19 protein-coding genes and 1 tRNA gene are annotated in these 21,593 nt (G+C 68.4%); 8 read left to right on the top strand and 12 right to left on the bottom strand.

Features of this window, described 5'->3' with window-relative positions; translation table 11 throughout:
• Positions 1-34 precede the first annotated feature (34 nt).
• Positions 35-529, top strand: a complete 495-nt coding sequence (gene greA / locus J9611_RS02935) for a transcription elongation factor GreA (RefSeq protein ID WP_211877591.1) — start codon at positions 35-37, stop codon at positions 527-529.
• A gap of 246 nt (positions 530-775) precedes the next feature.
• On the opposite strand, the gene J9611_RS02930 is transcribed toward greA, so the two are convergent.
• From J9611_RS02930 to J9611_RS02915, 4 genes are all read right to left on the bottom strand, one after another.
• Positions 776-1,396 (bottom strand): rhomboid family intramembrane serine protease, encoded by a 621-nt coding sequence (locus J9611_RS02930; RefSeq protein WP_211877589.1) that lies wholly within the window; start codon positions 1,394-1,396, stop codon positions 776-778.
• A 4-nt stretch (positions 1,397-1,400) separates the two neighbouring features.
• Positions 1,401-2,639: a threonine ammonia-lyase gene (gene ilvA, locus J9611_RS02925; RefSeq protein WP_211877588.1), complete on the bottom strand. Its 1,239-nt coding sequence runs from the start codon at positions 2,637-2,639 to the stop codon at positions 1,401-1,403.
• Between the two features lie 21 nt (positions 2,640-2,660).
• Positions 2,661-3,989, bottom strand: coding sequence for an AI-2E family transporter (locus tag J9611_RS02920; protein WP_211877587.1), 1,329 nt, complete (start codon positions 3,987-3,989; stop codon positions 2,661-2,663).
• A gap of 101 nt (positions 3,990-4,090) precedes the next feature.
• Positions 4,091-5,041, bottom strand: a complete 951-nt coding sequence (locus J9611_RS02915; RefSeq protein ID WP_211877585.1) for an aldose 1-epimerase family protein — start codon at positions 5,039-5,041, stop codon at positions 4,091-4,093.
• Between the two features lie 126 nt (positions 5,042-5,167).
• Here J9611_RS02915 and galK point away from each other — a divergent pair, with 126 nt between their 5' ends.
• Entirely contained in the window at positions 5,168-6,322 is a 1,155-nt protein-coding gene (gene galK, locus J9611_RS02910) for a galactokinase (protein WP_211877659.1), read from the top strand.
• A 42-nt stretch (positions 6,323-6,364) separates the two neighbouring features.
• Complete coding sequence (locus J9611_RS02905) at positions 6,365-7,603, top strand: acetyl-CoA C-acetyltransferase (RefSeq protein ID WP_211877582.1); 1,239 nt, start codon at positions 6,365-6,367, stop codon at positions 7,601-7,603.
• A 114-nt stretch (positions 7,604-7,717) separates the two neighbouring features.
• Here J9611_RS02905 and J9611_RS02900 read toward each other — a convergent pair whose 3' ends face one another.
• On the bottom strand, positions 7,718-8,659 hold the full coding sequence (locus J9611_RS02900) for a Bax inhibitor-1/YccA family protein (protein ID WP_211877581.1): 942 nt from the start codon (positions 8,657-8,659) through the stop codon (positions 7,718-7,720).
• Between the two features lie 427 nt (positions 8,660-9,086).
• Here J9611_RS02900 and J9611_RS02895 point away from each other — a divergent pair, with 427 nt between their 5' ends.
• Genes J9611_RS02895 through J9611_RS02880 form a run of 4 tightly spaced genes read left to right on the top strand, consistent with a single transcriptional unit; the run spans position 9,087 to position 13,242 of the window.
• Positions 9,087-10,427, top strand: coding sequence for a branched-chain amino acid ABC transporter permease (locus J9611_RS02895; protein WP_211877579.1), 1,341 nt, complete (start codon positions 9,087-9,089; stop codon positions 10,425-10,427).
• A gap of 9 nt (positions 10,428-10,436) precedes the next feature.
• Positions 10,437-11,405: a branched-chain amino acid ABC transporter permease gene (locus J9611_RS02890; RefSeq protein ID WP_211877577.1), complete on the top strand. Its 969-nt coding sequence runs from the start codon at positions 10,437-10,439 to the stop codon at positions 11,403-11,405.
• Positions 11,402-12,472: an ABC transporter ATP-binding protein gene (locus J9611_RS02885; RefSeq protein ID WP_211877571.1), complete on the top strand. Its 1,071-nt coding sequence runs from the start codon at positions 11,402-11,404 to the stop codon at positions 12,470-12,472. The genes J9611_RS02890 and J9611_RS02885 overlap by 4 nt, the downstream gene beginning before the upstream one ends.
• The gene (locus J9611_RS02880; protein ID WP_211877569.1) at positions 12,469-13,242 is read left to right on the top strand and encodes an ABC transporter ATP-binding protein; all 774 of its coding nucleotides are present in this window, start codon (positions 12,469-12,471) and stop codon (positions 13,240-13,242) included. Before J9611_RS02885 ends, J9611_RS02880 begins: the two co-directional genes overlap by 4 nt.
• A gap of 360 nt (positions 13,243-13,602) precedes the next feature.
• Here the strand turns inward: J9611_RS02880 and J9611_RS02875 are convergent, their stop codons facing one another.
• Positions 13,603-14,952: an ABC transporter substrate-binding protein gene (locus J9611_RS02875; protein WP_211877567.1), complete on the bottom strand. Its 1,350-nt coding sequence runs from the start codon at positions 14,950-14,952 to the stop codon at positions 13,603-13,605.
• A gap of 450 nt (positions 14,953-15,402) precedes the next feature.
• On the opposite strand from J9611_RS02875, the gene J9611_RS02870 reads away from it, so the two are divergent.
• The gene (locus tag J9611_RS02870; protein ID WP_211877561.1) at positions 15,403-15,699 is read left to right on the top strand and encodes a hypothetical protein; all 297 of its coding nucleotides are present in this window, start codon (positions 15,403-15,405) and stop codon (positions 15,697-15,699) included.
• 4 nt (positions 15,700-15,703) lie between these two features.
• Here J9611_RS02870 and J9611_RS02865 read toward each other — a convergent pair.
• The 6 genes from J9611_RS02865 to J9611_RS02840 form a co-directional block, all read right to left on the bottom strand.
• Positions 15,704-15,777, bottom strand: a tRNA-Leu gene (locus J9611_RS02865).
• Between the two features lie 32 nt (positions 15,778-15,809).
• Entirely contained in the window at positions 15,810-16,769 is a 960-nt protein-coding gene (locus J9611_RS02860; RefSeq protein WP_211877560.1) for an N-acetyltransferase, read from the bottom strand.
• Between the two features lie 100 nt (positions 16,770-16,869).
• A complete protein-coding gene (locus tag J9611_RS02855; protein WP_211877558.1) occupies positions 16,870-18,348 on the bottom strand; it encodes an NAD(P)/FAD-dependent oxidoreductase in 1,479 nt (492 codons plus the stop codon).
• 39 nt (positions 18,349-18,387) lie between these two features.
• Positions 18,388-19,776: a S8 family serine peptidase gene (locus J9611_RS02850; protein ID WP_211877556.1), complete on the bottom strand. Its 1,389-nt coding sequence runs from the start codon at positions 19,774-19,776 to the stop codon at positions 18,388-18,390.
• A gap of 55 nt (positions 19,777-19,831) precedes the next feature.
• Entirely contained in the window at positions 19,832-20,779 is a 948-nt protein-coding gene (locus J9611_RS02845) for a Ppx/GppA phosphatase family protein (protein ID WP_211877554.1), read from the bottom strand.
• A complete protein-coding gene (locus J9611_RS02840) occupies positions 20,776-21,483 on the bottom strand; it encodes a DUF501 domain-containing protein (RefSeq protein WP_211877657.1) in 708 nt (235 codons plus the stop codon). The genes J9611_RS02845 and J9611_RS02840 overlap by 4 nt, the downstream gene beginning before the upstream one ends.
• Positions 21,484-21,593: the final 110 nt, after the last annotated feature.

Raw genomic sequence — 21,593 nt, 5'->3', positions numbered from 1 at the left:
TCTTTGCTTGTTTGACCACAAAAAGGAGAAGTCCGTGTCTACCACCAACAGCGCAACTGCAGCTTGGCTTACCCAGGAAGCTTTTGACCGCCTGAAGGCAGAGCTGGACCACCTTTCCGGCCCTGGCCGGGCGGATATCGTCCAGAAGATCGAGGCTGCGCGCCAGGAAGGCGACCTCAAGGAGAACGGCGGCTACCACGCGGCCAAGGAGGAGCAGGGCAAGATCGAAGCCCGCATCCGCCAGCTCACCGCGCTGCTCCGGGATGCGCACGTGGGCGAATCCCCGGCCGACGACGGAATCGTCGAGCCCGGCATGCTCGTGGTGGCCAGGATCGCCGGCGACGAAGAGACGTTCCTGCTCGGCTCCCGTGAAATCGCCGGAGACTCGGACCTCGACGTCTTCAGCGAAAAATCCCCCCTTGGCGCAGCCATCGTGGGCCACAAGGAGGGCGAGTCGCTCAGCTACACCGCCCCCAACGGCAAGGTCATCACCGTCGAGATCATCTCGGCCAAGCCGTACGCCGGCTAAGACCCGGATTCAGCGCACCGGTTACCACGACGCCGGCCCTCCCCCGCAGCGGGAGGGCCGGCGTCGTTTGTTGTTTCCGGCAGCCTCGCGCGGGCCCGCGGCGCGGTCCGGGGGCGCGGTCCGGGGGCACTTTGGCGCGGACACGCCGTCGTTTAGCCGCCCAGGTGCCCGGATCGGCTCCAAAGTCCCCCCGGACGGCGGCCTGCCCGGCCAAGCCGGGCCTCATACCTGCGGCGGGCCGGGATTCTAGCGGGTGCGCAGCCGGCCCTCCCGGCCGGCGCCCAGGAGGAGCGCCGCCGCGACGCCGCCGATCGCTCCGCCGAGGTGCGCCTGCCAGGACACGAAGCTTGCCACGCTCGGCAGGACGCCGAACAGGATGCTGCCGTAGGCCATGAACAGCACCACGGAGAGCAGGATCTGCCACCAGTTTCGGTTGATGAAGCCGCGCACCAGCAGGAACGCGAAGAGCCCGAAGACGAGCCCGGACGCGCCCACGGTGACGTTGAGGCCGATCAGCCACACCACGGCACCGGAGCCCAGCCAGCTGGAGGCCAGCGCGGTGACGAATACCCGCAGCCCGGACAGGAACACCAGGAATCCGAAGATGATCAGCGGCAGCGTGTTGGAGAGCAGATGGGCCAGGTTGGCGTGCAGCAGCGGGAACGTCAGGATGTCCAGGATCCCGTCCAGGCTGCGCGGGCGCAGGCCGAACGTGCGGTTCAGGGAATGGAACATGAGCGTGTTGATGATCTCGATCAGGTACAGCAGCACCACGAACGAGCCCACCACCAGCAGGCCCCGGCGGGCGCGGGCGGCAGGCGTATCGCCTGCGCCGCGCCGTTCCCCCCTGAACGCGTCCAGTGCCATGGCGTCAGTGCACCACGATCGGCTGGAAGCCCTCGGCCCGGAGCGCCGCGAGGACCTGCTCGCAGTGTTCGTGGCCCTTGGTCTCCAGGTTGACCGTGATGGAGACGTCGCCCATGCTGATGGAGCCGCCGACGCGCGTGTGGTCCAGCCCGGTGACGTTGGCGTCGTTTTCGGCGATGATGCGCGCGATCGTGGCCAGCGAGCCGGGGCGGTCGTCCAGCATCATCCGCACGGTCATGTAGCGGCCCGCGGCGGAGAGGCCGCGCTGGATGACCTTGAGCATCAGCATCGGGTCGATGTTGCCGCCGGAGAGGACCACCGCGACGGTTCCGGGGTTTTCGATCTTGCCTTCCATCAGCGCCGCGACGCCCACGGCCCCGGCAGGCTCGACGACCATCTTGGCGCGCTCCAGCAGGAAGATCAGCGCCCGGGCCAGGGCGTCCTCGCTGACGGTGACGACGTCGTCGACGAGTTCGCGGATGATGCTGAAGGGCAGCTGGCCCGGGCGGCCCACGGCGATGCCGTCGGCCATCGTGGAGACGCGCTTGAGCGGGACCAGGGCGTCGGCGGCCAGTGAGGGCGGGTAGGCGGCCGCGTTTTCGGCCTGGACGCCGATGATGCGGATTTCGCGGCCGAGTTCCTTCGCGCGGGCCTTGACGGCCGCGGCGACGCCGGCCAGCAGGCCGCCGCCGCCGACGCCCATCAGGATGGTGTCAACGTTCGGGACCTGCTCCAGGATTTCGAGTCCGACGGTGCCCTGGCCGGCCACGATGTCGACGTCGTCGAAGGGGTGGACGAACACCGCGCCGGTTTCATCGGCGTAGCGCTTTGCCTCCGCGAGGGCCTCGTCGACGTTGTGTCCGTGCAGCACGACCTCGGCGCCATGGCTGCGGGTGGCGGCGAGCTTGGGCAGGGCGACGCCCAGCGGCATGTAGATGCGGGCCTTGATGCCCAGGCTCTTCGCGGCCACCGCCACGCCCTGGGCATGGTTTCCGGCCGAGGCAGCGACGACGCCGCGCTTCTTCTCCTCGGCGGAGAGCTTGGCCATCCGCACGTAGGCGCCGCGGACCTTGAAGGAGCCGGCGCGCTGGAGGTTTTCGCATTTGAGGAACACCTCGCCGCCCACCATGGCGCCGAGGGCCCGCGAGGACTCGACCGGCGTCCGCGTAATAATCCCGTCGAGCAGCTTCTGCGCCTCCAGGACATCGTCCAGCGTGACGGGCAGGCTCTCAAGGGTATTCACGAACTAGTCTCCTTCTTCGGGTCAGGCTCCGGCGTCCCGTCCGGCATCGCTGCCCGGAACACCGGTGTTGTGGGGCGCGCCGTGGCGGCCGGGCGTGCCGCCCGGCAGGTGGGCGTCCTGGATGGTGTTGCCCGCGCCGGCCTCGTCAGTTGCAGGGATGCCCTGGGGAATCGCGGTTGCCAGCACTTCATCATGTTCCCATGATCTGCCGGCAATGTAGCGAATTGACGTATTTGCTACGGCGAGGATCGGCACGGAGAAGAGCGCGCCGGGGATTCCCGCGAGGTAAGATCCGGCCGCCACTGACAGGATGACCGCCACCGGATGCAGGGCCACGGCCTTGCCCATCACGAGGGGCTGCAGGATGTGGCTTTCCAGCTGCTGGACGGCCAGCACGATGCCCAGCATGATCAGCGCGTTGACGGGCCCGTTGGCCACGAGGGCCAGCAGCACGGCGACGGCGCCCGTGACGAGCGCGCCCACGATCGGAATGAAGGAGCCAAGGAACACCAGCACCCCCAGCGGGAGCGCCAGCGGCACGCCGATGATGGCGGCGCCCGTCCCGATGCCGACGGCGTCGACGAACGCCACGAACATCTGGACCCGCACGTAGCTGACCATCGAGGACCATCCCCGGCGGCCGGCCCCGTAGGTCGCGGGCCTCGCCTTCCGGGGCAGCAGCCGGACCAGGAAGCCCCAGATCCGGTTCCCCTCGAGCAGGAAGAAGATGAGGATGAAGAGCGACAGGACGAGCCCGGCGGCGAAATGGCCGGCGGTGCTGCCGAAGTTCAGCGCCCCGCTCAGGATGCTGCTGCTGTTGTTCTGCAGCGCCGCGGTGGCGTCTTTGACGTACTGGTCGATCTGGGTCGCCGTCAGATGCAGCGGGCCGTCGGACAGCCAGTCCTGGATCTGCTGGATCCCGACGAGCGCCTGGGACCAGAGTTCGCCGAAGCCGGACACGAGCTGCCGGCCCACGAGCGCCAGGGCGCCGGCGATCACGCCGATGAAACCAAGGACAGTGATCGCGACGGCGAGACCCTTCGGCACCCGGTGCCGGGCCAGCCACCCCGCCACGGGGCTCAGGAGTCCTGCAAGCAGGGCGGCGACCATGACGGGGATGATGAGGAAACTCACCTTGCCCAGCAGCCAGACGAGTGCGCCGGTCACGAGGAGGATGAGCCCGATCCGCCAGGCCCATGACGCCGCGATCCGGACGCCGTAGGGAATCTCCTGGTCGAGCTCACGGTCCGTCAGTGCCCGGCGGGATGGCATCCCATCGCCGCCCCGGGCGGTTACCGGGGTGGCGGAATCGAAGCGGGTTCGTGGGGCGGCGTCCTCAGCTGGCGTCATAGCCCCATGATTCCCCAGCGGGCCCCGAATGCGAAACGCGCGGAAACCGGCTGCGAAGCGCGCGGGAAACCGCCTCCCCGGGCAGGTCCTGGCCTCCTGGCTCAGACCGCCAGCGACGCGCTGATGCCCCAGTTCATGCTGAACTGCTCCCCCGGCGCCAGCCAGCGGAGGCCCTCCCCGCTGTTGAAGGCATTCGCCGGCCCGGTCATGGGCTCGATGGCCACCGCCAACGCCCGGCCCGGGAACTTCGTGGTCACGAAGACGTGGACGTAGCCGCAGCTCCCGTCCTGCCAGAGGCTCACGCTCCGCCCGTCCGGTGCCCGGAGCGTGTGGCGGGCCACCCCGCCGTCGAACTCCAGGTCCGTGTAGGCGGAGTCGATCTCCAGTCCGGCAGCCTGCCGGCCGCCGCGCAGGTCGAAGTCCCCGCCGACCGGTTCCGTGCTGCGCGGGATGAGCCGCCCGTCCGTCACGAGCCGGGTGCGGGCGCCCACCGTCACGGTCAGCTCCCCGCTGGGCACCTCGCCCAGCCGGAGATAGGGGTGGGAGCCGAGGACGAACGGCGCCCGTGCGCCGGAGTCGTTGATGAGGGTCTGCCGGACGGCCAGGCCCAGGTCCGCGGCCAGTTCGTAGCGGACCCGGTGCCGCAGCAGGAAGGGGTAGCCGTGCTGCGGGAAGATGGCCGCCTCCAGGGTCACGGAAAACGCGGATTCGTCCACGAGCCCGTAGGAGGCGTTGCGCAGCAGCCCGTGGCTGGCGTTGTTGCGCGGGACCTCGGTGATGTCCAGCTGCTGCTTCCTGCCGTCCAGGTACCAGACCCCGTCTTCGACGCGGTTGGCCCAGGGCGCCAGCGTGATCCCGGCGGCGCCGGGCGGAATCTCGGCGTCGCCGTAGCTCTCGGTCAGCTGCGTGCCGCCCCGGCTGTACAGCCGGAGGCCGGCGGCCAGTTCGGTGACGACGGCGAGGGCGTCACCGCGCCGCAGCTCGTACTGCCTGCCGGAGGCGCAGCGCCGCACCGGAGTATCGGGACCGCCAGGGGATTCGCTCAGCTCCATGGCACCACGGTACAGGCCGTGGCACAGGGCGGCCGATAAACTGGAGTATCCGCCACGTCCCTGGGAAGGCACCCCCCCCATGGGACGGCACAGCAGTAAGAAGGCACAGCAGTGGGAAGGCACCGCATGATCCTCGGCAGCAAGGAACTTGCGTCCCGGTTCGAGGGCGTTTTCGGCGCGGCCCCCGACGGCATCTGGCAGGCGCCCGGCCGCGTCAACCTGATCGGGGAGCACACAGACTACAACGAGGGTTTCGTACTGCCGTTCGCCATCGACAGGACGGCCCGGGTCGCCGTCCGGCTCCGGCCGGATTCCACGCTCAGGATGCTGTCCACCTTCGGCAACCAGGGATTGACGACGGCGGACGCCGGCTCCCTGGACCGCGCGGCCGCCCGGGGCTGGACCAAGTATCCGCTGGGTGTCATCTGGGCGCTGCAGCAGCGCGGCCTCGCCATCCCCGGCCTGGACCTGCTGCTGGACTCCGACGTGCCCCGGGGCGCCGGCCTGGCCTCCTCGCATGCCATCGAATGCGCCGTGATCACCGCCCTGAACGCCCTCACGGCCGCCGGGATGGACGTTAAGGATATGGTACTGGCCACCCGGCACGCGGAGAATGATTTCGTCGGCGCCCCGACCGGCATCATGGACCAGTCCGCCTCGCTGCGGGCCACGGCCGGGCACGCCGTCTTCCTCGACTGCCGGGACCAGGGGGTCCGGCTGGTGCCGTTCGACGCCGAAGCCGCCGGGCTGGTGCTGCTGGTGATCGACACCAGGGTGTCGCATTCCCATGCCGAGGGCGGCTACGCCGCGCGGCGGGAATCCTGCGAACTCGGCGCCGAGGTGCTCGGCGTGAAGGCCCTGCGCGACGTCGGGTTCGAGGACCTCGAGGAGGCCAGCGGGCTCCTGGACCCGGAGACGTTCCGCAGGGTCCGCCACGTCGTCACGGAAAACGACCGCGTGCTGCAGACGGTGGAACTGCTCGAGAACGCCGGCCCGCAGGCAATCGGAACGCTGCTCGATGCCTCCCATGCCTCGATGCGGGACGATTTCGAGATCTCCTGCGCCGAATTGGACCTTGCGGTGGACGCCGCCCGCTCCGGCGGCGCGATCGGTGCCCGCATGACCGGGTGCGGCTTCGGCGGCTCGGCGATCGCGCTGACCCCAGCGGGCTCCGAACCGGCCGTCCGCGCCGCCGTCGAACGCGGCTTCGCACGGGCCAGCTACGCCGCGCCGGAGATCTTCAGCGTGCGCCCCGCGGGCGGAGCCACCCGGCTGGCCTAGCCGAGCCGCCCTGCCGGCTGAGCCGGAGCGTAGGCTGGGCACATGCCAGAAGCCGTCATAGTTTCCACTGCGCGGGGCCCCATCGGACGGGCGTTCAAGGGTTCGCTCAAGGACGAGCGGCCCGATGACCTCGCCGCGGCGATGGTGAAGGCCGCACTCGCCAAGCTTCCCTCCTTCGACGCGGCGGCGGGCCCCGGCCGGGGCCTGGACGACCTGTACCTGGGCTGCGCGGAACCGAGCGGCGAGGCCGGGTCCAACATGGCCCGGGTGGTCGGCGTCCTGGCCGGGCTGGACAACGTTCCCGCCGCCACGATCAACCGGTTCTGCGCCTCGAGCCTGCAGACCCTCCGGATGGCCTTCCACGCCGTCAAGGCCGGGGAAGGCCAGGCATTCGTCGCGGCCGGGGTGGAGGCGGTGTCCCGCTACCGGGACTGGGCCGGTGCCGGGGAGACCGACGCCGGCACCCACAATCCGCTCTTCGACGCGGCCGGGAAGCGCACCGCGGCCAGGGCCGCGGCCAACCCGCGCTGGACCGATCCGCGGCTGGAGGGGCTGCTGCCGGACATCTACACCGCGATGGGCCAGACTGCGGAAAACGTCGCCACGAGCTACGGCATCAGCCGTGCGGAGCAGGACGCCTGGGCCGTGCTGAGCCAGAACCGCGCCGAGGGTGCCATCGCCTCCGGGTTCTTCGCCCGCGAAATCACGCCGTACACGCGGAAGGACGGCACCGTCGTCGACCGGGACGATTCCCCGCGGGCCGGGGTGACGATCGAGGCGGTCGCTGCCCTGCAGCCGGTGTTCCGCACAGAAGGCACCGTGACAGCCGGCAATGCCTGCCCGCTGAACGACGGCGCCGCCGCCGTCGTCGTCATGAGCGACGCGCGGGCCCGTGAACTGAGGCTGGAGCCGCTGGCACGGATCGTGGCCACCGGAGCCAGCGCCCTGTCCCCGGAACTGATGGGCCTGGGCCCCGTGGAGGCGACCCGGCAGGCGCTGAAACACGCGGGGCTGGGCATCGGGGACATCGACCTCGTGGAGCTCAACGAGGCCTTCGCGGTCCAGGTCGTGGCGAGCGCACGGGAACTGGGGATCGATCCCGGGAAGCTCAACGTCCACGGCGGCGCCATAGCGCTGGGGCATCCCTTCGGCATGACCGGCGCCCGCCTGACCGCGACCCTGCTGAACGGGCTCCGGGAGCGCGATGCGGGCCTGGGCCTCGCCACCCTGTGCGTCGGCGGCGGGCAGGGCATGGCGGTCATCCTCGAGCGGCTCAGCTGACAGCGAGCGGCTTAGCTGACGGCGTCCGGCCCAGCTGACGGCCGGGGAAGACGGAGATGGGGCCCCGCCGCGGCGGGGCCCCATCTCCTGGAACCGTTTGCTTGTTGGTCCTGGTCAGTCGTCGCCGCGGAGGATTGCCAGGAGGCGGATGATCTCAACGTAGAGCCACACCAGGGTCACCGTGAGGCCGAACGCCGCGGTCCAGGAAAAGCGCTGCGGGGCACCGCTGCGGACGCCCGCTTCGATGCTGGTGAAGTCCATGATCAGGGAGAACGCGGCGAGGCCGATCGCCAGCAGGCCGATGAAGACGCCCAGCGGGATGCCGAAGATCTCCACGGAAGTGCGCAGGCCGAACGGCGAGTTCACGGCGCCGGTCCACATCATGACCAAGTTGATCAGCGCGAAGACGGCGTAGCCGATCATGGCGATCATGAAGAACCGCATGACCTTGGGCGTGGCCCGGACCTTGCCGCTCTTGAACAGCACCAGGGTCACGGCGAAGACGGAGAGCGTGCCGATGACGGCCTGCAGGCCGACACCCGGGAACATCCCGTCCAGGACGCGGGTCAGACCGCCGAGGAAGAGGCCTTCCAGCCCGGCGTAGGCCAGGATCAGCGCCGGGGAGGGCTGCTTCTTGAAGGTGTTGACGAGGGCGAGGACGAATCCGCCGAGCGCGCCGACGAGCATCAGCATCATGGCCAGGCCCTGCGCCACGAGGAGCGTGACGGCGGCGCCGGCAACCAGCACGCCGAGGCAGGCCGCGGTCTTGACGATGACGTCGTCAAACGTCATCCGGCCGGTGTCGGCAGGTCCGGCGGCGGGCCGGTTGTACATCTGCTGCAGCTGCTCCTGGCTCATCCCTTGCTGGGCAGCAGCCCACCCGCCCTGGGCATCTATGACCTGGCCGGGAGCCCGGCCCGGAACCTGGCCGTACTGGCCCTGGCCGTAGGCGTTCTGCCCGTAGGGGCCCTGCCCGTAAGCCTGCGGGACAGACGGTGCCTGGGTGGCCCCCCGGAAATTCTTTCCGTTGAAGATCGGGTTTCCGCCAAGTGCCATTGCTGGTGTCCTCCAGATAAGGGGGTGAATGATGATGAGGGCGTGAGCTGTATTTTGTCCTAGTCAGGACTTGATTAAAGATCACGCTACCAATTCCCACGCCCGAAAGGCAGGGATAGTTCCCGCAGGGAAAAGGCCGCAACCCAACCGTGATCTCCCCCGTGCCGGAACCGACGAATCGCAGGAGGGCCGGGGCCTCGCGGTTGTTATCCGATCGCGACGTTTTCCCTGCTCGCGACGGCATTCATTGGCCCGCCCGGGCTGTAACATGGGCCAACAGGGTGATGGATGTCACAAGCTGCACGCACCACCTCTGCGCGCGTTACCCCGCATTGCAACAAGGCAGCAACGCACCGCCGCTCGTCCCCCTGACCGTTAACAGCGGTTGCACAGGCGCAACCGACACCACCATGTGGAGGTTTTGAATTTGAGAAGTACACCGAGAGGCCTGTCGCAGAGACGGCGCGGCAGACTGCTGAACGCTGTCGGGGCCGTTTTTGCCACCGCCGCCGCGCTACTGCTCATCGTCGCCCCGACGTCGCAGGCCACGAGCCCCTCGCCGGCACCATCCCCGTCGGCCACGCAGTTCTCGAACAGCATCAGCGGCTTTCTTCGCGGCGACGACCGCGCACCGATCGCCGACGTGACCGTCACCGCCACAAGCGGCGACTTCACCGGAACCGCCAAATCGACAGCCAACGGCTCATGGACCATCGGCGTCCCCACCCAGGGAACATACGAGGTCAAGCTTGACGAGTCCACGCTGCCGGAGGGCATCAAGCTCGCCGACGGCCAGGAAAACCCCCGCAAGGTCACCTTCAGCCAGACCTCCAACGTCTCGGTGATCTTTGCCTTCGGCAAGGGCATCGTCGTCCAGCAGCAGGACTTCGGCAAGAACCTGCTCAACCGGCTGGTGGCCGGGCTGAGCTTCGGGCTCCTGCTCGCGCTCGCCTCCGTGGGCCTCTCGCTGATCTTCGGCACTACCGGCCTGACCAACTTTGCCCACGGCGAGATGGTCACGCTCGGAGCGGTCCTTGTCTTCGTGTTCAACGCCATGAACCTCCCGTTCTGGCTGGCCATTGTCCTGGCCCTGCTCGGCGGCGGCCTGTTCGGCTGGGCGCAGGACGCCGGCCTGTGGCGGCCGCTGCGGCGCCGCGGCACGGGCCTGGTCCCGATGATGATCGTCAGCATCGGCCTCGCGCTGGCCGTCCGGTACGTGATCCAGTTCTACTTCGGCGGCGCCACGCAGCAGCTGCCGTTCGCCCAGAGCGCGGAAATCCAGCTCGGCCCGGTCTCCATCTCCCCCAACAACCTCTGGTCCCTGGTCATCAGCGCCGTCGTGATCGCCCTGCTCGGCATCATCCTGCTGAAGACCCGGCTCGGCAAGGCCACCCGTGCGGTAGCCGACAACCCGGCCCTGGCTGCGGCGTCGGGCATCGACGTCGACTCCGTCATCCGGATTGTCTGGATTGCCGGCGGCATGCTGGCCTCCCTCGGCGGCATCCTGTGGGCGTACTACCGGCCCGGCGTCACCTTCGACATGGGCTCGCAGATCCTGCTGCTCATCTTCGCCGGCGTGACCCTGGGCGGCCTCGGCACGGTCTTCGGTGCCCTGATCGGATCCATCATCGTCGGCATCTTCGTGGAGCTGACCACCGTGTTCGGCCTCGCTGCCGACCTCAAATACGTGGGAGCGCTGTTCATCATGATTGTTGTCCTCTTGTTCCGGCCCCAGGGCATTTTGGGCCGCCGCGAGCGCGTGGGTTAGGGGAGCGCCATGAACTTCGGATTCATTCTTTCCAGCGCCGCCGCTGAATTGTTCAGCCCGACGACGGCGGCCTACGCGCTCGCCGCGCTCGGCCTTGCGGTCCACTTCGGCTACTCGGGCCTGCTCAACTTCGGCCAGGCCGGCTTCATGGCTGTGGGAGCCTACGGGTTTGCCATCTCCACCCTGACCTTTAAGGTCCCGTTCTTCGTCGGCCTGCTCATCGCGGTGGTCTGCTCGGCAATCTTCGCCATGCTGCTGGGTATTCCCACCCTCCGGCTGAGGGCCGACTACCTCGCCATCGTCACGATCGCGGCGGCGGAAATCGTCCGCTACATCGTCACCACGAACCAGCTGACCCCGGTGACCGGTTCGGCCAACGGCCTCGCCGCCTTCGAAGGCGACTTCTACGCCATGAACCCGTTCCCTGAAGGCTCCTATCTGGGCATGAACAACAGGGACTTCTTCATCCGGGTCGTCGGCTGGGCACTCGTCATCGTCTGCTGCACCCTGGTCTGGCTGCTGATGCGCAGCCCCTGGGGCCGCGTCCTGAAGGGCATCCGCGAAGATGAGAACGCCGTCCGCTCGCTCGGCAAGAACGTGTACTCGTACAAGATGCAGGCCCTCATCATCGGCGGCGTGCTCGGCGCCTTCGCGGGCATGGTCTTCACGCTCCCCCGCGGCGCGGTCCAGCCGGCAAACTACGGCACCGAACTGACGTTCTTCCTCTACACCTGCCTGCTGCTCGGCGGCCTCGGCACGGTGCTGGGCCCGGTGGTCGGCGCGATGATCTTCTGGGTCGTGCTGTCCCTCACACAAGGCATCCTGTTCGGCCTGATCGAATCCGGCGCCGTCACCTGGCTGAACACCGTCCAGGCCGGGCAGCTCCGCTTCATCCTGGTCGGTGTCGCGCTGATGCTGCTGATGATCTTCAGGCCGCAGGGCGTCTTCGGCAACAAGAAGGAGCTGGCGTTCGCATGAGCACGCATAGCGAAGAACCCCGCAAGGCGGAAAACGAAACCATCAACTACATGACGGATGACCGGCCGATTGCCGCCGGCGAGACGGCGCCGGGCTGCAAGAAACGCGATCCGATCGTGGTCGCGGAGAACGTCACCCGCAGCTTCGGCGGCCTCAACGCCGTCGACGTCGAGTACCTGGAGATCCCCCGGCACAAGATCACGGCCCTGATCGGTCCGAACGGTGCCGGCAAGACCACCCTGTTCAACCTGCTGACCGGCTTCGACACCCCGAACACCGGCAAATGGCAGTTCGAAGGCCAGAGCATTGCCGGCGTCTCCTCGTACAAGGTTGCCCGGATGGGCATGGTGCGCACCTTCCAGCTGACCAAGGTCATGGGCAAACTCACCGTCATGGAAAACATGCGCCTCGGCGCCTCCGACCAGTCCGGCGAGCGGTTGTCCAAGGCACTGTTCAAGGGCATCTGGGGCGGCCGGGAAAAGGAGATCACGGCCCAGGCCGACGTGCTGCTGGAGAAGTTCAAGCTGGACGCCAAGAAGGACGACTACGCGGCGTCGCTGTCCGGCGGGCAGCGCAAGCTGCTGGAAATGGCACGTTCCCTCATGGTCCGGCCCAAACTGGTCATGCTGGATGAGCCGATGGCCGGCGTCAACCCGGCGCTGACGCAGTCACTGCTGGACCACGTCAGGAACCTCAAGGCCGAGGGCATGACCGTGCTGTTCGTCGAGCACGACATGAACATGGTCCGCCACATTGCCGACTGGGTGGTGGTGATGGCCGAGGGCAAGATCGTTGCCGAAGGCCCGCCCGCCGACGTCATGAAGAACCCGGCCGTGATTGACGCCTACCTGGGCGCCCACCACGACGTGGATCTCGGCGACACCGAGGGAATCAAGGAACTCGCCGCCGAGCTTGAAGCCGACGAGGAGTCGATCGTCGGCACCGAAAACGCCGGCATCATCTCCCTCGACGTCCTTGAGGCCGAGTCCAAGGATCAGGGCCCCGGCGCGGACCGCGGCCAGAACAGCGCCGATGAGCCCAGCCGCACAGAGAAGGACACAGAATGAGCGCCACCAGCGCGGCGCCCGCCGCACAGCCCACATACGACGGCGATTCGGTCGTCAAGGTCACCAACCTGGTGGCCGGCTACCTTCCCGGCGTGAACATCCTCAACGGCTGCAGCATCGAAGCCCGCAAGGGCGAACTGATCGGCATCATCGGGCCCAACGGTGCGGGCAAGTCCACGCTCCTGAAGGCTATGTTCGGCCTGGTCAAGGTCCACTCCGGCTCGGTGGTCGTGCGCGGCCAGGACATCACCGGGCTGAAGGCCAACAAGCTCGTCAGCCGCGGCGTCGGCTTCGTCCCGCAGAACAACAACGTCTTCGCCACCCTGACCATCGAGGAAAACCTGCAGATGGGCATGTTCCAGCGGCCCAAGGACTTCTCCGAGCGGTTCGACTTCGTCACCGGCCTGTTCCCGGACCTCGGCAAGCGGCGCGCCCAGCGGGCCGGCTCGCTCTCCGGCGGCGAGCGCCAGATGGTGGCCATGGGGCGGGCCCTGATGATGGATCCGGCCGTGCTGCTGCTCGACGAGCCCTCCGCAGGCCTCTCCCCCGTCAAACAGGACGAGACCTTCCTGCGGGTCCACGAGATCAACCGGGCCGGCGTCTCCGTGATCATGGTTGAGCAGAACGCACGCCGCTGCCTGCAGATCTGCGACCGCGGCTACGTGCTGGACCAGGGCAAGGACGCGTACACGGGCACCGGCCGGGAACTCATGAAGGACCCCAAGGTCATCCAGCTGTACCTGGGCACCCTGGCCGACACCGTCGAGTAGGCTTCCGGGCAATACCCATAGGCGCTCAGAGGCGTGGGCAGGCTCCGGTCGCCTCCGCAGGCCCTTGCTCGGCGCCTGCGCTCGTTCCTCACGCAACAACGGCGCTTTCGCAAGGCCCTGCCTCCGGCGCCCTCGGCGCTTTTGTCACCTGCCGCATCGACGACGGCGTCACGCAGCGCAGTCTTTTGGGCGGGTGCTCTTGAGCCGGAGCCTGAATTCCCGCGTCGGGCAGTCCCCTGGCGGGCCAAAGCTTGCCGCGCGTGACGCCTTCGCCCCGATTCGGCCCGCCCCGCTCCCGCGCACGCAAGAGACCCCCGTCCGAACCGGACGGGGGTCTCTTGCTAGTCGGGAGGAGGCTGCTTACAGCTTGCCGAATTCTTCCTTGACCGCCTTGAAGGTGTTGTCATCCTGGTACTGGTAGATGCCGATGTAGGCTTCCGTCGGGTCTCCGGCGTCCGAGAACGTGATGGGGCCGGACTGGCCGTCGTAGTCGATGTCCTTGCCGTTGCGGAGCAGGGTGACGCAGGACGGGAACGTGTTGCACTTCTCGCCGACCTCGGAGACGTCCTTGAGGTGCTTGGCGATGTCAACGCCCTTGGTGCTCTTCGCTTCTTCTGTTGCGAGGGCGATCAGGTTCAACGCGTCGTAGGACTCGCCGGCGTAGGTGTAGTCCTTCAGCGCAGGATCGATGGTGAGGAGCTTCTTCTTGAAGTCCTCCTTGGCGAACGTGCCGGGGATGGTGCCCTCCGCGCCCTTCAGGGTGCCTGGCTGGAAGTCCTTGCTGTAGTCGACCATGTTGCCGTCCACCATGAAGAGCTGGGTGGGCTTGACGCCCTTGCCTGTCACCAGCGGAATAATGCTCTTGGCCTGGTCGAAGGTGATCAGGGCAATGGCATCCGGCTTGGCCGCAATGACCTTGTCCACCTGGCTGCTGAACTGGGAATCACCTTCATTGAAGAGTTCCTGCGCAACCACCTTGCCGCCGGCTGCTTCAAATGCTGCCTGCACGTTCTTTGCGAGGCCGGTTCCGTAGGCGTCGTTGAGGACGATCATGCCGACGGTCTGGGCCCCGCAGGTGGCCATGTAGTTCCCGAGGACCTTGCCCTGGAGCACGTCAGAGGGTGCCGTGCGCCAGTAGAGGCCCTTGTCGTCCCAGGTGGTGAAGTCCGGAGAGGTGTTGGCCGGGGAGAACTGGAGGACCCCCGCACCGGTGATCTGGTTGATCACGGTCTTGGACACGCCCGAGGAGGCAGCACCGACAATCGCACTGACGCCCTGGCCAAGCAATGACGTGGTGGACTGGGTGGCGATGTCGGTCTTCGTGTCGCCGGAGTCGCGGTGGATGACCTCGACCGGCTTGCCGAGCACGCCGCCGGCGTCGTTGATTTCCTTGATGCCGAGGTTGACGCCGGCGATTTCGGGCGGGCCGAGGAACGCCAGGGACCCGGTGGTCGGCAGGAGCGATCCAATCTTCAGCGGCGTGTCAGTCGTCGTGGAGGACGGCGGTACGGCTCCGCCGGCGCCGGGCGGGGTGGTGGCGCCACTGGTCGCGCTCGGCGCGGGACAAGAGATGCCCGCAGCCTTGGCCGAAGCGGATCCTGTTGACGTCGGCGCGGGCGAACCGCCACACGCCGTAGCCAGAAGGGCGACGCCGATGCTAAGCGCAGTGAGCTTAGCGATGCGGGGCGCCACCTGGGGCAGTGAAGTCATGTATAATCTCCTCGATCTAAAGGTGCGAACGGCCTTTGACGCGAAAGATCAGGTGTTCCTGATTTAGCTTCAAGCTAATGCATATCCCACCGGAAAATAAGGGACTACGGTCACATCCTGATAACACTCGTTGCCTGGGAGAAATCTGTGGAGTTGGGGGACAACGGTGGCGGACATACCGCCGTCGCTGCGGTCCCGGCTACTCGCGCCGCACTGGCGGCCACGTCCCCGGCAGTTGCATGATCCTGACCATCGTGGTGAACCTGCGCCGTTCGGACTTCTTCTTGCTGGAGTGTCCGAAGAACGTCCCGCGGGGAGCAAACCCGCGCGGAGCAGGACAGTGGCCTTTCCGTCGGTTATTGACGATCCCCACGGTGGAGCGTAGACCAAGCCATATCAATACATTTGTGGGCCGCCGCGTTGCGGCCTGCCGGTTGTGAGGTGAGGGACATGGCAGTTGCAGTCATCATGGAATTTGCTGGTGCCACCCTGGAGCAATATGACCAGGTCATCGGCAAAATGGGCCTCACCCCAGGAGGGCCCGGTCCGGCCGGTGCCCTCGGGCACTGGGTGGCAGCCACGGACAACGGGATCCTCGTCACGGACCTCTGGCAGTCCAAGGAGCTCTACGACGCCTTCGCGCAGGAGCAGATCGGGCCTTTCAGTGCAGAGGCCGGGATACCGGAACCCCCGAAGGTGAGGTACTTGGAAGCCCATAACTACTTCACCCCGGGCGCCGCCGCCTGACCTGTGCCCCAGGTGGGACTCGAACCCACAACACGCGGATTTTAAGTCCGCTGCCTCTGCCAATTGGGCTACTGGGGCGCCCGGTCCATGGTATCCCGCCGGGCCGTCCCTTACGCGACGCCGGAGGGTTCATTAAACGGCCCGGCATAGCGGAAGGTCCCGCTGACGCCGCCGGGCCAGACCGCGAGCGGGAGCAGTTGGAAGTGCACGCCCCACGCGGGGTCCGGCGGCTCCACGCCGAGGGATGTGGAGGGCACGAAGCCGAATCGGGCGTAATAGTCCGGGTCCCCCAGCAGCGCAATGCCCCGCTCCCCCGCGGCGTTGGCCCGGACCACCGTTTCCTTCATGAGCGCGGAACCGATGCCGTGGCGCTGGAGGCGCGGCAGCACGCCGATGGGGCCGAGTCCCAGGAGTTCCAGCTCCCCCACCCGGCCACGGGTGCTGATGACATGCCCCACGATCTCGCCGTCGAGCACAGCCACGATGCTGAATTCGGGGAGGTAATCCGCACAGTCGAAAAGCCGGCGCAGCAGCCCGACCTCTTCCGGTTCCCCCTCGACGGGCAGCCCGGTCAGCGGTGAGACGGCGAAAGCCGCGGCGGTGAGGGCCAGGATGGCGGGGCGGTCCGCCGGCTGTTCGCTTCGCAGCACCTGCACCGCCGCGGGCCGAGGCCGGCCGCTGTCGGCGGCCAGTTCGTGCAGGACCTCCAGCGCCCGTTCCGTATCCGCCACAGGCACCAGCAGATGGTCGTGGTGGAAGCCGGCCAGCACATTGCAGCTGATTTTCGCCGCGGCCAGTGCTGTGCCGACGGCAGCCGTCAGGCCCACCGCTTCCAGGGAGGAATGCACCTCGAGAGTGATCCAGGCCCCGACAAAGTCATAGGACAGCCCCAGCCGGTCCGCCTCGGCCCGCGGCAACACCACGGTCAGTCCCTCGGCCTCCCGCACGGCGGCCGCGATGCCGCCCGCCAGGGCTTTGCCGTGCGGCCACAGGACATAGACGAACTCGCCCTCGCGGAGCACGGGATGGATGGTCGCCAGCAGGGCGTGGAGGTCCTTTTCAGCTGTCATGGAGCCAGTTTAGGCTCCCCGCCCGGCCGCCACGGCCGACAACGACGACGGCGGCCGCTCCCCCGGAAGGGAACAGCCGCCGTCGTCAGGCTTCTGCGGGCTACTTGGCGTCGGCCGGGACAGACTGCTTGGAGCGTGCCTTGGCAGCGTCCGCTGCCGGCCTTTCCGCGGCCGAGGCAGCCGGGGCTGCCGGGGCGGCGGCAGGCCTGGGTGCCGGGGCGGCCGCAGCGACGAAGGCCCCGCGCGGGTTGTCCAGGTCGATCAGCTGTGTGGTGTCGCGGCCCATGAAGAAGGCGAGGATCCAGCCGAAGATGACCCGGATCTTGCGCTCCACGGTCGGCATGGCCAGACCGTGGTAGCCGCGGTGTGCCAGCCAGGCCAGCGGGCCCTTGAGGCCGATGCGGCCGACGAGGTTGATGTTCGCAACGCCCTTCCATTCGCCGAAGCCGGCGACGGCGCCCAGGTTCTTGTGCTTGTAGTCCTTGAGCGGCTTGTCCCAGCGGGAGGCCCAGAGGTTCTTGGCGAGGCGCTTGGCCTGGCGCAGCGCGTGCTGGGCGTTCGGCACGCAGGTGCCGTCCGGCAGGCCGCTGCCCGTGAGGTCCGGCACGGCTGCGACGTCGCCGGCGGCCCAGGCGTTCGGCACGATGCCCTCATCGCCGGCGACGCGGAGGTCGGGCAGGACGCGCACGCGTCCGCGCGGCTCGAGCGGGAAGTCGGTGGAACGGACCATCGGGTTGGCCTGCACGCCGGCAGTCCAGACCAGGGTGTCGGCCTGGAACTCCTGTGCCGGGGACTTGTCCGGGAGGTTGATGAGCTTCAGGGTGCCTTCGGCGCTGTCCAGCGAGGTGTTGAGGAGCACCTCCATGCCGCGGCTGCGGAGGTGCTCCACAACCCATACGGCCTGCTTCTCGGTGACCTCGGGCATGATGCGGCCCATGGCCTCGACCAGGACGAAGCGGACTTCCTCCTGCCTGACGCGCGGGTTGTTCTTGACCGCGGCGCGGGCGAGGTCTTCCATTTCGGTGATGCACTCGATGCCGGCAAAGCCGCCGCCGACGACGACGAACGTCAGGGCGCGGGCGCGTTCGGCCGGGTCCGTCATGAGTGAACCGGCTTCGATGCGCTCGAGGACCTTGTTGCGCAGCGCAACGGCTTCCTCGATCGTCTTCAGGCCGATGCCCTTGTCCGCCAGGCCCTTGATCGGGAACGTGCGGGTGATGGCGCCTGCGGAGACCACGATGTCGAAGTACGGGATTTCGAAGTTTTCGCCGCCGTCGGCCGGTGCCACCACGGCCGTACGGTTGGCGTGGTCGATCGAGGTGATGCGGCCCTGGATCAGTTCGGTCTGCTTCAGGTGCTGGCGGTGCGAGACAACGGCGTGGCGGGCCTCGATGTTGCCGCCGGCAACTTCCGGCAGGAAGGGCTGGTAGGTCATGTAGGGCAGCGGATCAACGACGGTGACGATGCCACCGGCATTCGCGATCTTGTTCTGCAGTTTGAGGGCTACGTACAGGCCGACGTACCCGCCGCCGACGATGAGTACCCTGGGACGGTCCTGGAGCTGAGGGGAGGATGCCATGCCTTAAAGGATACATTGGTTTGTGAAATTTTTCACCAGCTATGGTTGCCCGCCCGGTTCCAGCGGATCCAAAACCCCTGTTTCCAGGCTGGCGGGACCGGCTCCGGGGCCCCGCATGGCGCGCCGCAGCTGGATGGCCGCGGCTCCCACGATGCACACGAACAGGCCACCGAATCCCAGCACCACCATGGCAGGGACGGCGTTGTCGAGCTGCGACGGCGCTTCTGCCGCCGGCACCGTGGCGTCCGGAAGCGTCGGCGCGGCGCTGGAGGGCGCCGGGCCGGCCGCGGCCGCCGTCGTGGCCGGATTCCCGCGCCGGTGCACCCGGATCCAGTCCGAAATCGAGCCAAGCGGATTGATTTTGGTTTCTGGAACGTCGGCCTTGAGGGCCGCCTCGGCGTCGAGCACGCCGAAGCCGTACAACGGGTCCTTGCCCGCGGCCCCGGCATCCCTGGCGGTGCTGACGATCCTGTTGATGACCTGGCTGGCCGGCATTTCCGGCCACTTGGAACGGATCAGCGCGGCGACGCCGGAAACGATGGGGGTCGCACCGGAGGTCCCCGCCCATTCGGCGTAGCCGCCCGCGGGCAGGCCCCCCACCAGGTTCTCGGCCGGAGCCGCGACGCCGATGCTGATGCCCTGCGACGATGAGTCGATGCTCGCGGCACCCTGGCGGTTCAGTCCGGCCACGGTCAGCACTCCGGGGATGGTGGCCGGCGCGCCGACCTGCACGTTGCCGCCGATGCGGTTGCCGGCGGCGGCGACGATGACGACGTCCTTCTGTTCGGCGTACAGGAACGCCGCGTCCCAGCTCTGCGGCCACTCCGGTGAGGTGCTGCCCAGCGAGATATTGATGACCCGGGCGCCGTTGTCGACGGCCCACCGGACGGCTTCGGGGATCTGGTCCTGGTCGCTCTTGCCGCCGGGGTTGGCCGATCCGAGCCACGTGGAGACAGAGAGGAGCTGGGCCTCCGGTGCGACCCCGACGATTCCGTCCGGGCCGACGGAGGAACCCGGGCCCGGGCTCGGGCTGGCCGTGGACCCCGCGGGCTGGTGCCCGCGCCCGGCGAGCATGGTCGCCACGAGCGTGCCGTGCTCGGATTTCAGACCGATGCTCTCCTGGCCGCCCGGGCCGCCGGCACCGGAAACGTCGGCGCCGCCGCTGAGCACACCTTTCAGGTCAGGGTGTGTGCCGTCCACGCCGCTGTCGATCACGGCGACCTTGACGTTGGCGCCCTTGGAGACCTCCCAGGCCTTGGTGATGCCGGACTCGGCGAGCCAGTATTCCTTGTCCCGCCAGGAATCAGCGTGGGCGGCCGGCGCAGCCAGGACGGCATCCGTCAGGGCCGCGGTGAAAGTTCCGCCGGCAAGGGCCAAAGCCATCAATGCGGAGGCGGTCCGGCGGGGCCGGGCTGTTGCTCTGGTCATTCGCGTCCTATCGGCGGTACAGCTGGTGGCGCTGTGCACCCGGTGATGCGCAATTTCAGCTGATGCTGAGGGCGATTCCATCAAGAATATCGTGCTCGCTGGCCACGGCCGTGGTGATCCGGCCGTCCGTGACGTCCGCCAGGCGTTCCAGGACGCGCCGCCAGATGAGCGCGCCGGCTCCGATCACGTCCACCCGGCCCGGGTGCATGTACGGCAGCGCGGCACGCTCCGCCCGGGACATCCCCAGCAGTTCCGTGCAGGCCTGCCGCACCGCCGCCAGGGACAGCTCGCTGCCGTGGATGGCCGCCGGGGAGTACTCCGGCAGACGCAGCGCGTGCGCTGTGATGGTGGTGACCGAGCCCGCGACGCCGACGACGGCGGTGGCGCGTTCCAGCGGCACGAGCAGTGCCGCTTCGCTGATCGCGGCGTCGACGTCGGCCTCCGCCGCGGCGATCTGGTCCGCCGTCGGCGGGTCGCTGCGCAGGTGGCGTTCGGTCATCCGGACGCAGCCGACGTCCACGGATTTGGCGGCGATGACGCCGCCGGCGTCCCCCAGCACGAATTCGGTGCTGCCCCCGCCCAGGTCCACCACGAGCACGGGATCCGCGCCGCGTGAGGGCAGGACGCTGCTGGCGCCGGCGAAGGACAACGCCGCTTCCTCGTCGCCGGTGATGACCTCCGGCTCGACACCCAGGATCCCGCGGATGCCGTCGACAAAGACCCGGCGGTTGCGGGCGTCCCGGGTGGCGGAGGTCGCCACGAAGCGCACTTTCCCGGCGCCGTGGCGGCGGATCAGCCCCGCGTAGTCCTGCGCGGCGGCGAAGGTGCGGTCCAGGGCTTCCTGGGCCAGTTCACCGGTGGCGTCCACACCCTGGCCCAGCCGGACCACGCGCATTTCCCGCACAATGTCGCCCAGCCGGGGGGCGCCGCCGTCAGTTGCCGCATCTGCGATGAGCAGGCGGATGGAGTTCGTTCCGCAGTCGATGGCGGCGACCCGGGTCATTGGCCGGCCCCGGCACTGTCGCTGCCGGCGTTGCCGGTGTCACCGGACTCCTCGGTGCGGGGCTTGCGCACCGGGGCCGGACGCCCGACGATCCCGGGCAGCCCCTGCGGCCCGTGCCGGCTGAGGTCCCGCGAGGGTGCCTCCCCGCCGGTATCCCAGGCCCCGTCGCAGTAGCAGCGGTCCGTGGTCCACCATTCGCCGATCGCGGCGATGGCCTCGTCCCCGAGCGGGTTCACGCCGGGCCCGGCGGCGAGCGAATGGCCCACGAGGACGTGCAGGCACTTGACGCGGGTCGGCATCCCGCCGGCGGACACGCCGGCGATTTCGGGCACGGCCCCGATGCCGGCACGGGCCCCGATCTCGGCGCGGGAGGCGAGGTAGGCCTCGTGGGCGGCGCGGTACTCCGCGGCCAGCGCCGTGTCAGCCCCGAGCCGATCGTTCATCGCGTTCATCAGGCCGGCGGCCTCCAGCCGAGACACCGCAGCGGTGATGACCGGGTGCGTCAGATAGAAGGTGGTGGGGAACGGCGTGCCGTTGCTGAGCCGGGGCGAGGTGGCCGCCACGAGCGGGTTGCCGCAGACGCAGCGGGCCGGGATTTCCACGACGTCACGCACCGGTCGTCCCAGCTGGCGGCTGAGGACATCGAGGTCCGCCGCTGACGGCCGGCGGGATTCCTCCGGCGTGCGTGCCGGGTTCGCCGCCACTTGGGTCCCGGCGCTGGAATTCTCGTCCACTCGGTTCTCGTCCACTGGCGCGGCACCTTCCTGCCCTGTAAAGGATCGTCCATCGGACAATCCCGCGGCGGGCGCCGCTT

Source organism: Pseudarthrobacter albicanus, assembly GCF_018224015.1.
Lineage (GTDB): Bacteria > Actinomycetota > Actinomycetes > Actinomycetales > Micrococcaceae > Arthrobacter > Arthrobacter albicanus.
This window is presented reverse-complemented; position numbering and strand designations above follow the sequence as displayed.

Coding starts and splice junctions, on each gene's coding strand:
- J9611_RS02930 (WP_211877589.1), bottom strand. CDS start 1,396: ATGGCACTGGACGCGTTCAGGGGGGAACGGCGCGGCGCAGGCGATACG.
- J9611_RS02920 (WP_211877587.1), bottom strand. CDS start 3,989: ATGACGCCAGCTGAGGACGCCGCCCCACGAACCCGCTTCGATTCCGCC.
- J9611_RS02915 (WP_211877585.1), bottom strand. CDS start 5,041: ATGGAGCTGAGCGAATCCCCTGGCGGTCCCGATACTCCGGTGCGGCGC.
- galK (WP_211877659.1), top strand. CDS start 5,168: ATGATCCTCGGCAGCAAGGAACTTGCGTCCCGGTTCGAGGGCGTTTTC.
- J9611_RS02905 (WP_211877582.1), top strand. CDS start 6,365: ATGCCAGAAGCCGTCATAGTTTCCACTGCGCGGGGCCCCATCGGACGG.
- J9611_RS02900 (WP_211877581.1), bottom strand. CDS start 8,659: ATGGCACTTGGCGGAAACCCGATCTTCAACGGAAAGAATTTCCGGGGG.
- J9611_RS02890 (WP_211877577.1), top strand. CDS start 10,437: ATGAACTTCGGATTCATTCTTTCCAGCGCCGCCGCTGAATTGTTCAGC.
- J9611_RS02885 (WP_211877571.1), top strand. CDS start 11,402: ATGAGCACGCATAGCGAAGAACCCCGCAAGGCGGAAAACGAAACCATC.
- J9611_RS02880 (WP_211877569.1), top strand. CDS start 12,469: ATGAGCGCCACCAGCGCGGCGCCCGCCGCACAGCCCACATACGACGGC.
- J9611_RS02875 (WP_211877567.1), bottom strand. CDS start 14,952: ATGACTTCACTGCCCCAGGTGGCGCCCCGCATCGCTAAGCTCACTGCG.
- J9611_RS02870 (WP_211877561.1), top strand. CDS start 15,403: ATGGCAGTTGCAGTCATCATGGAATTTGCTGGTGCCACCCTGGAGCAA.
- J9611_RS02860 (WP_211877560.1), bottom strand. CDS start 16,769: ATGACAGCTGAAAAGGACCTCCACGCCCTGCTGGCGACCATCCATCCC.
- J9611_RS02855 (WP_211877558.1), bottom strand. CDS start 18,348: ATGGCATCCTCCCCTCAGCTCCAGGACCGTCCCAGGGTACTCATCGTC.
- J9611_RS02850 (WP_211877556.1), bottom strand. CDS start 19,776: ATGACCAGAGCAACAGCCCGGCCCCGCCGGACCGCCTCCGCATTGATG.
- J9611_RS02845 (WP_211877554.1), bottom strand. CDS start 20,779: ATGACCCGGGTCGCCGCCATCGACTGCGGAACGAACTCCATCCGCCTG.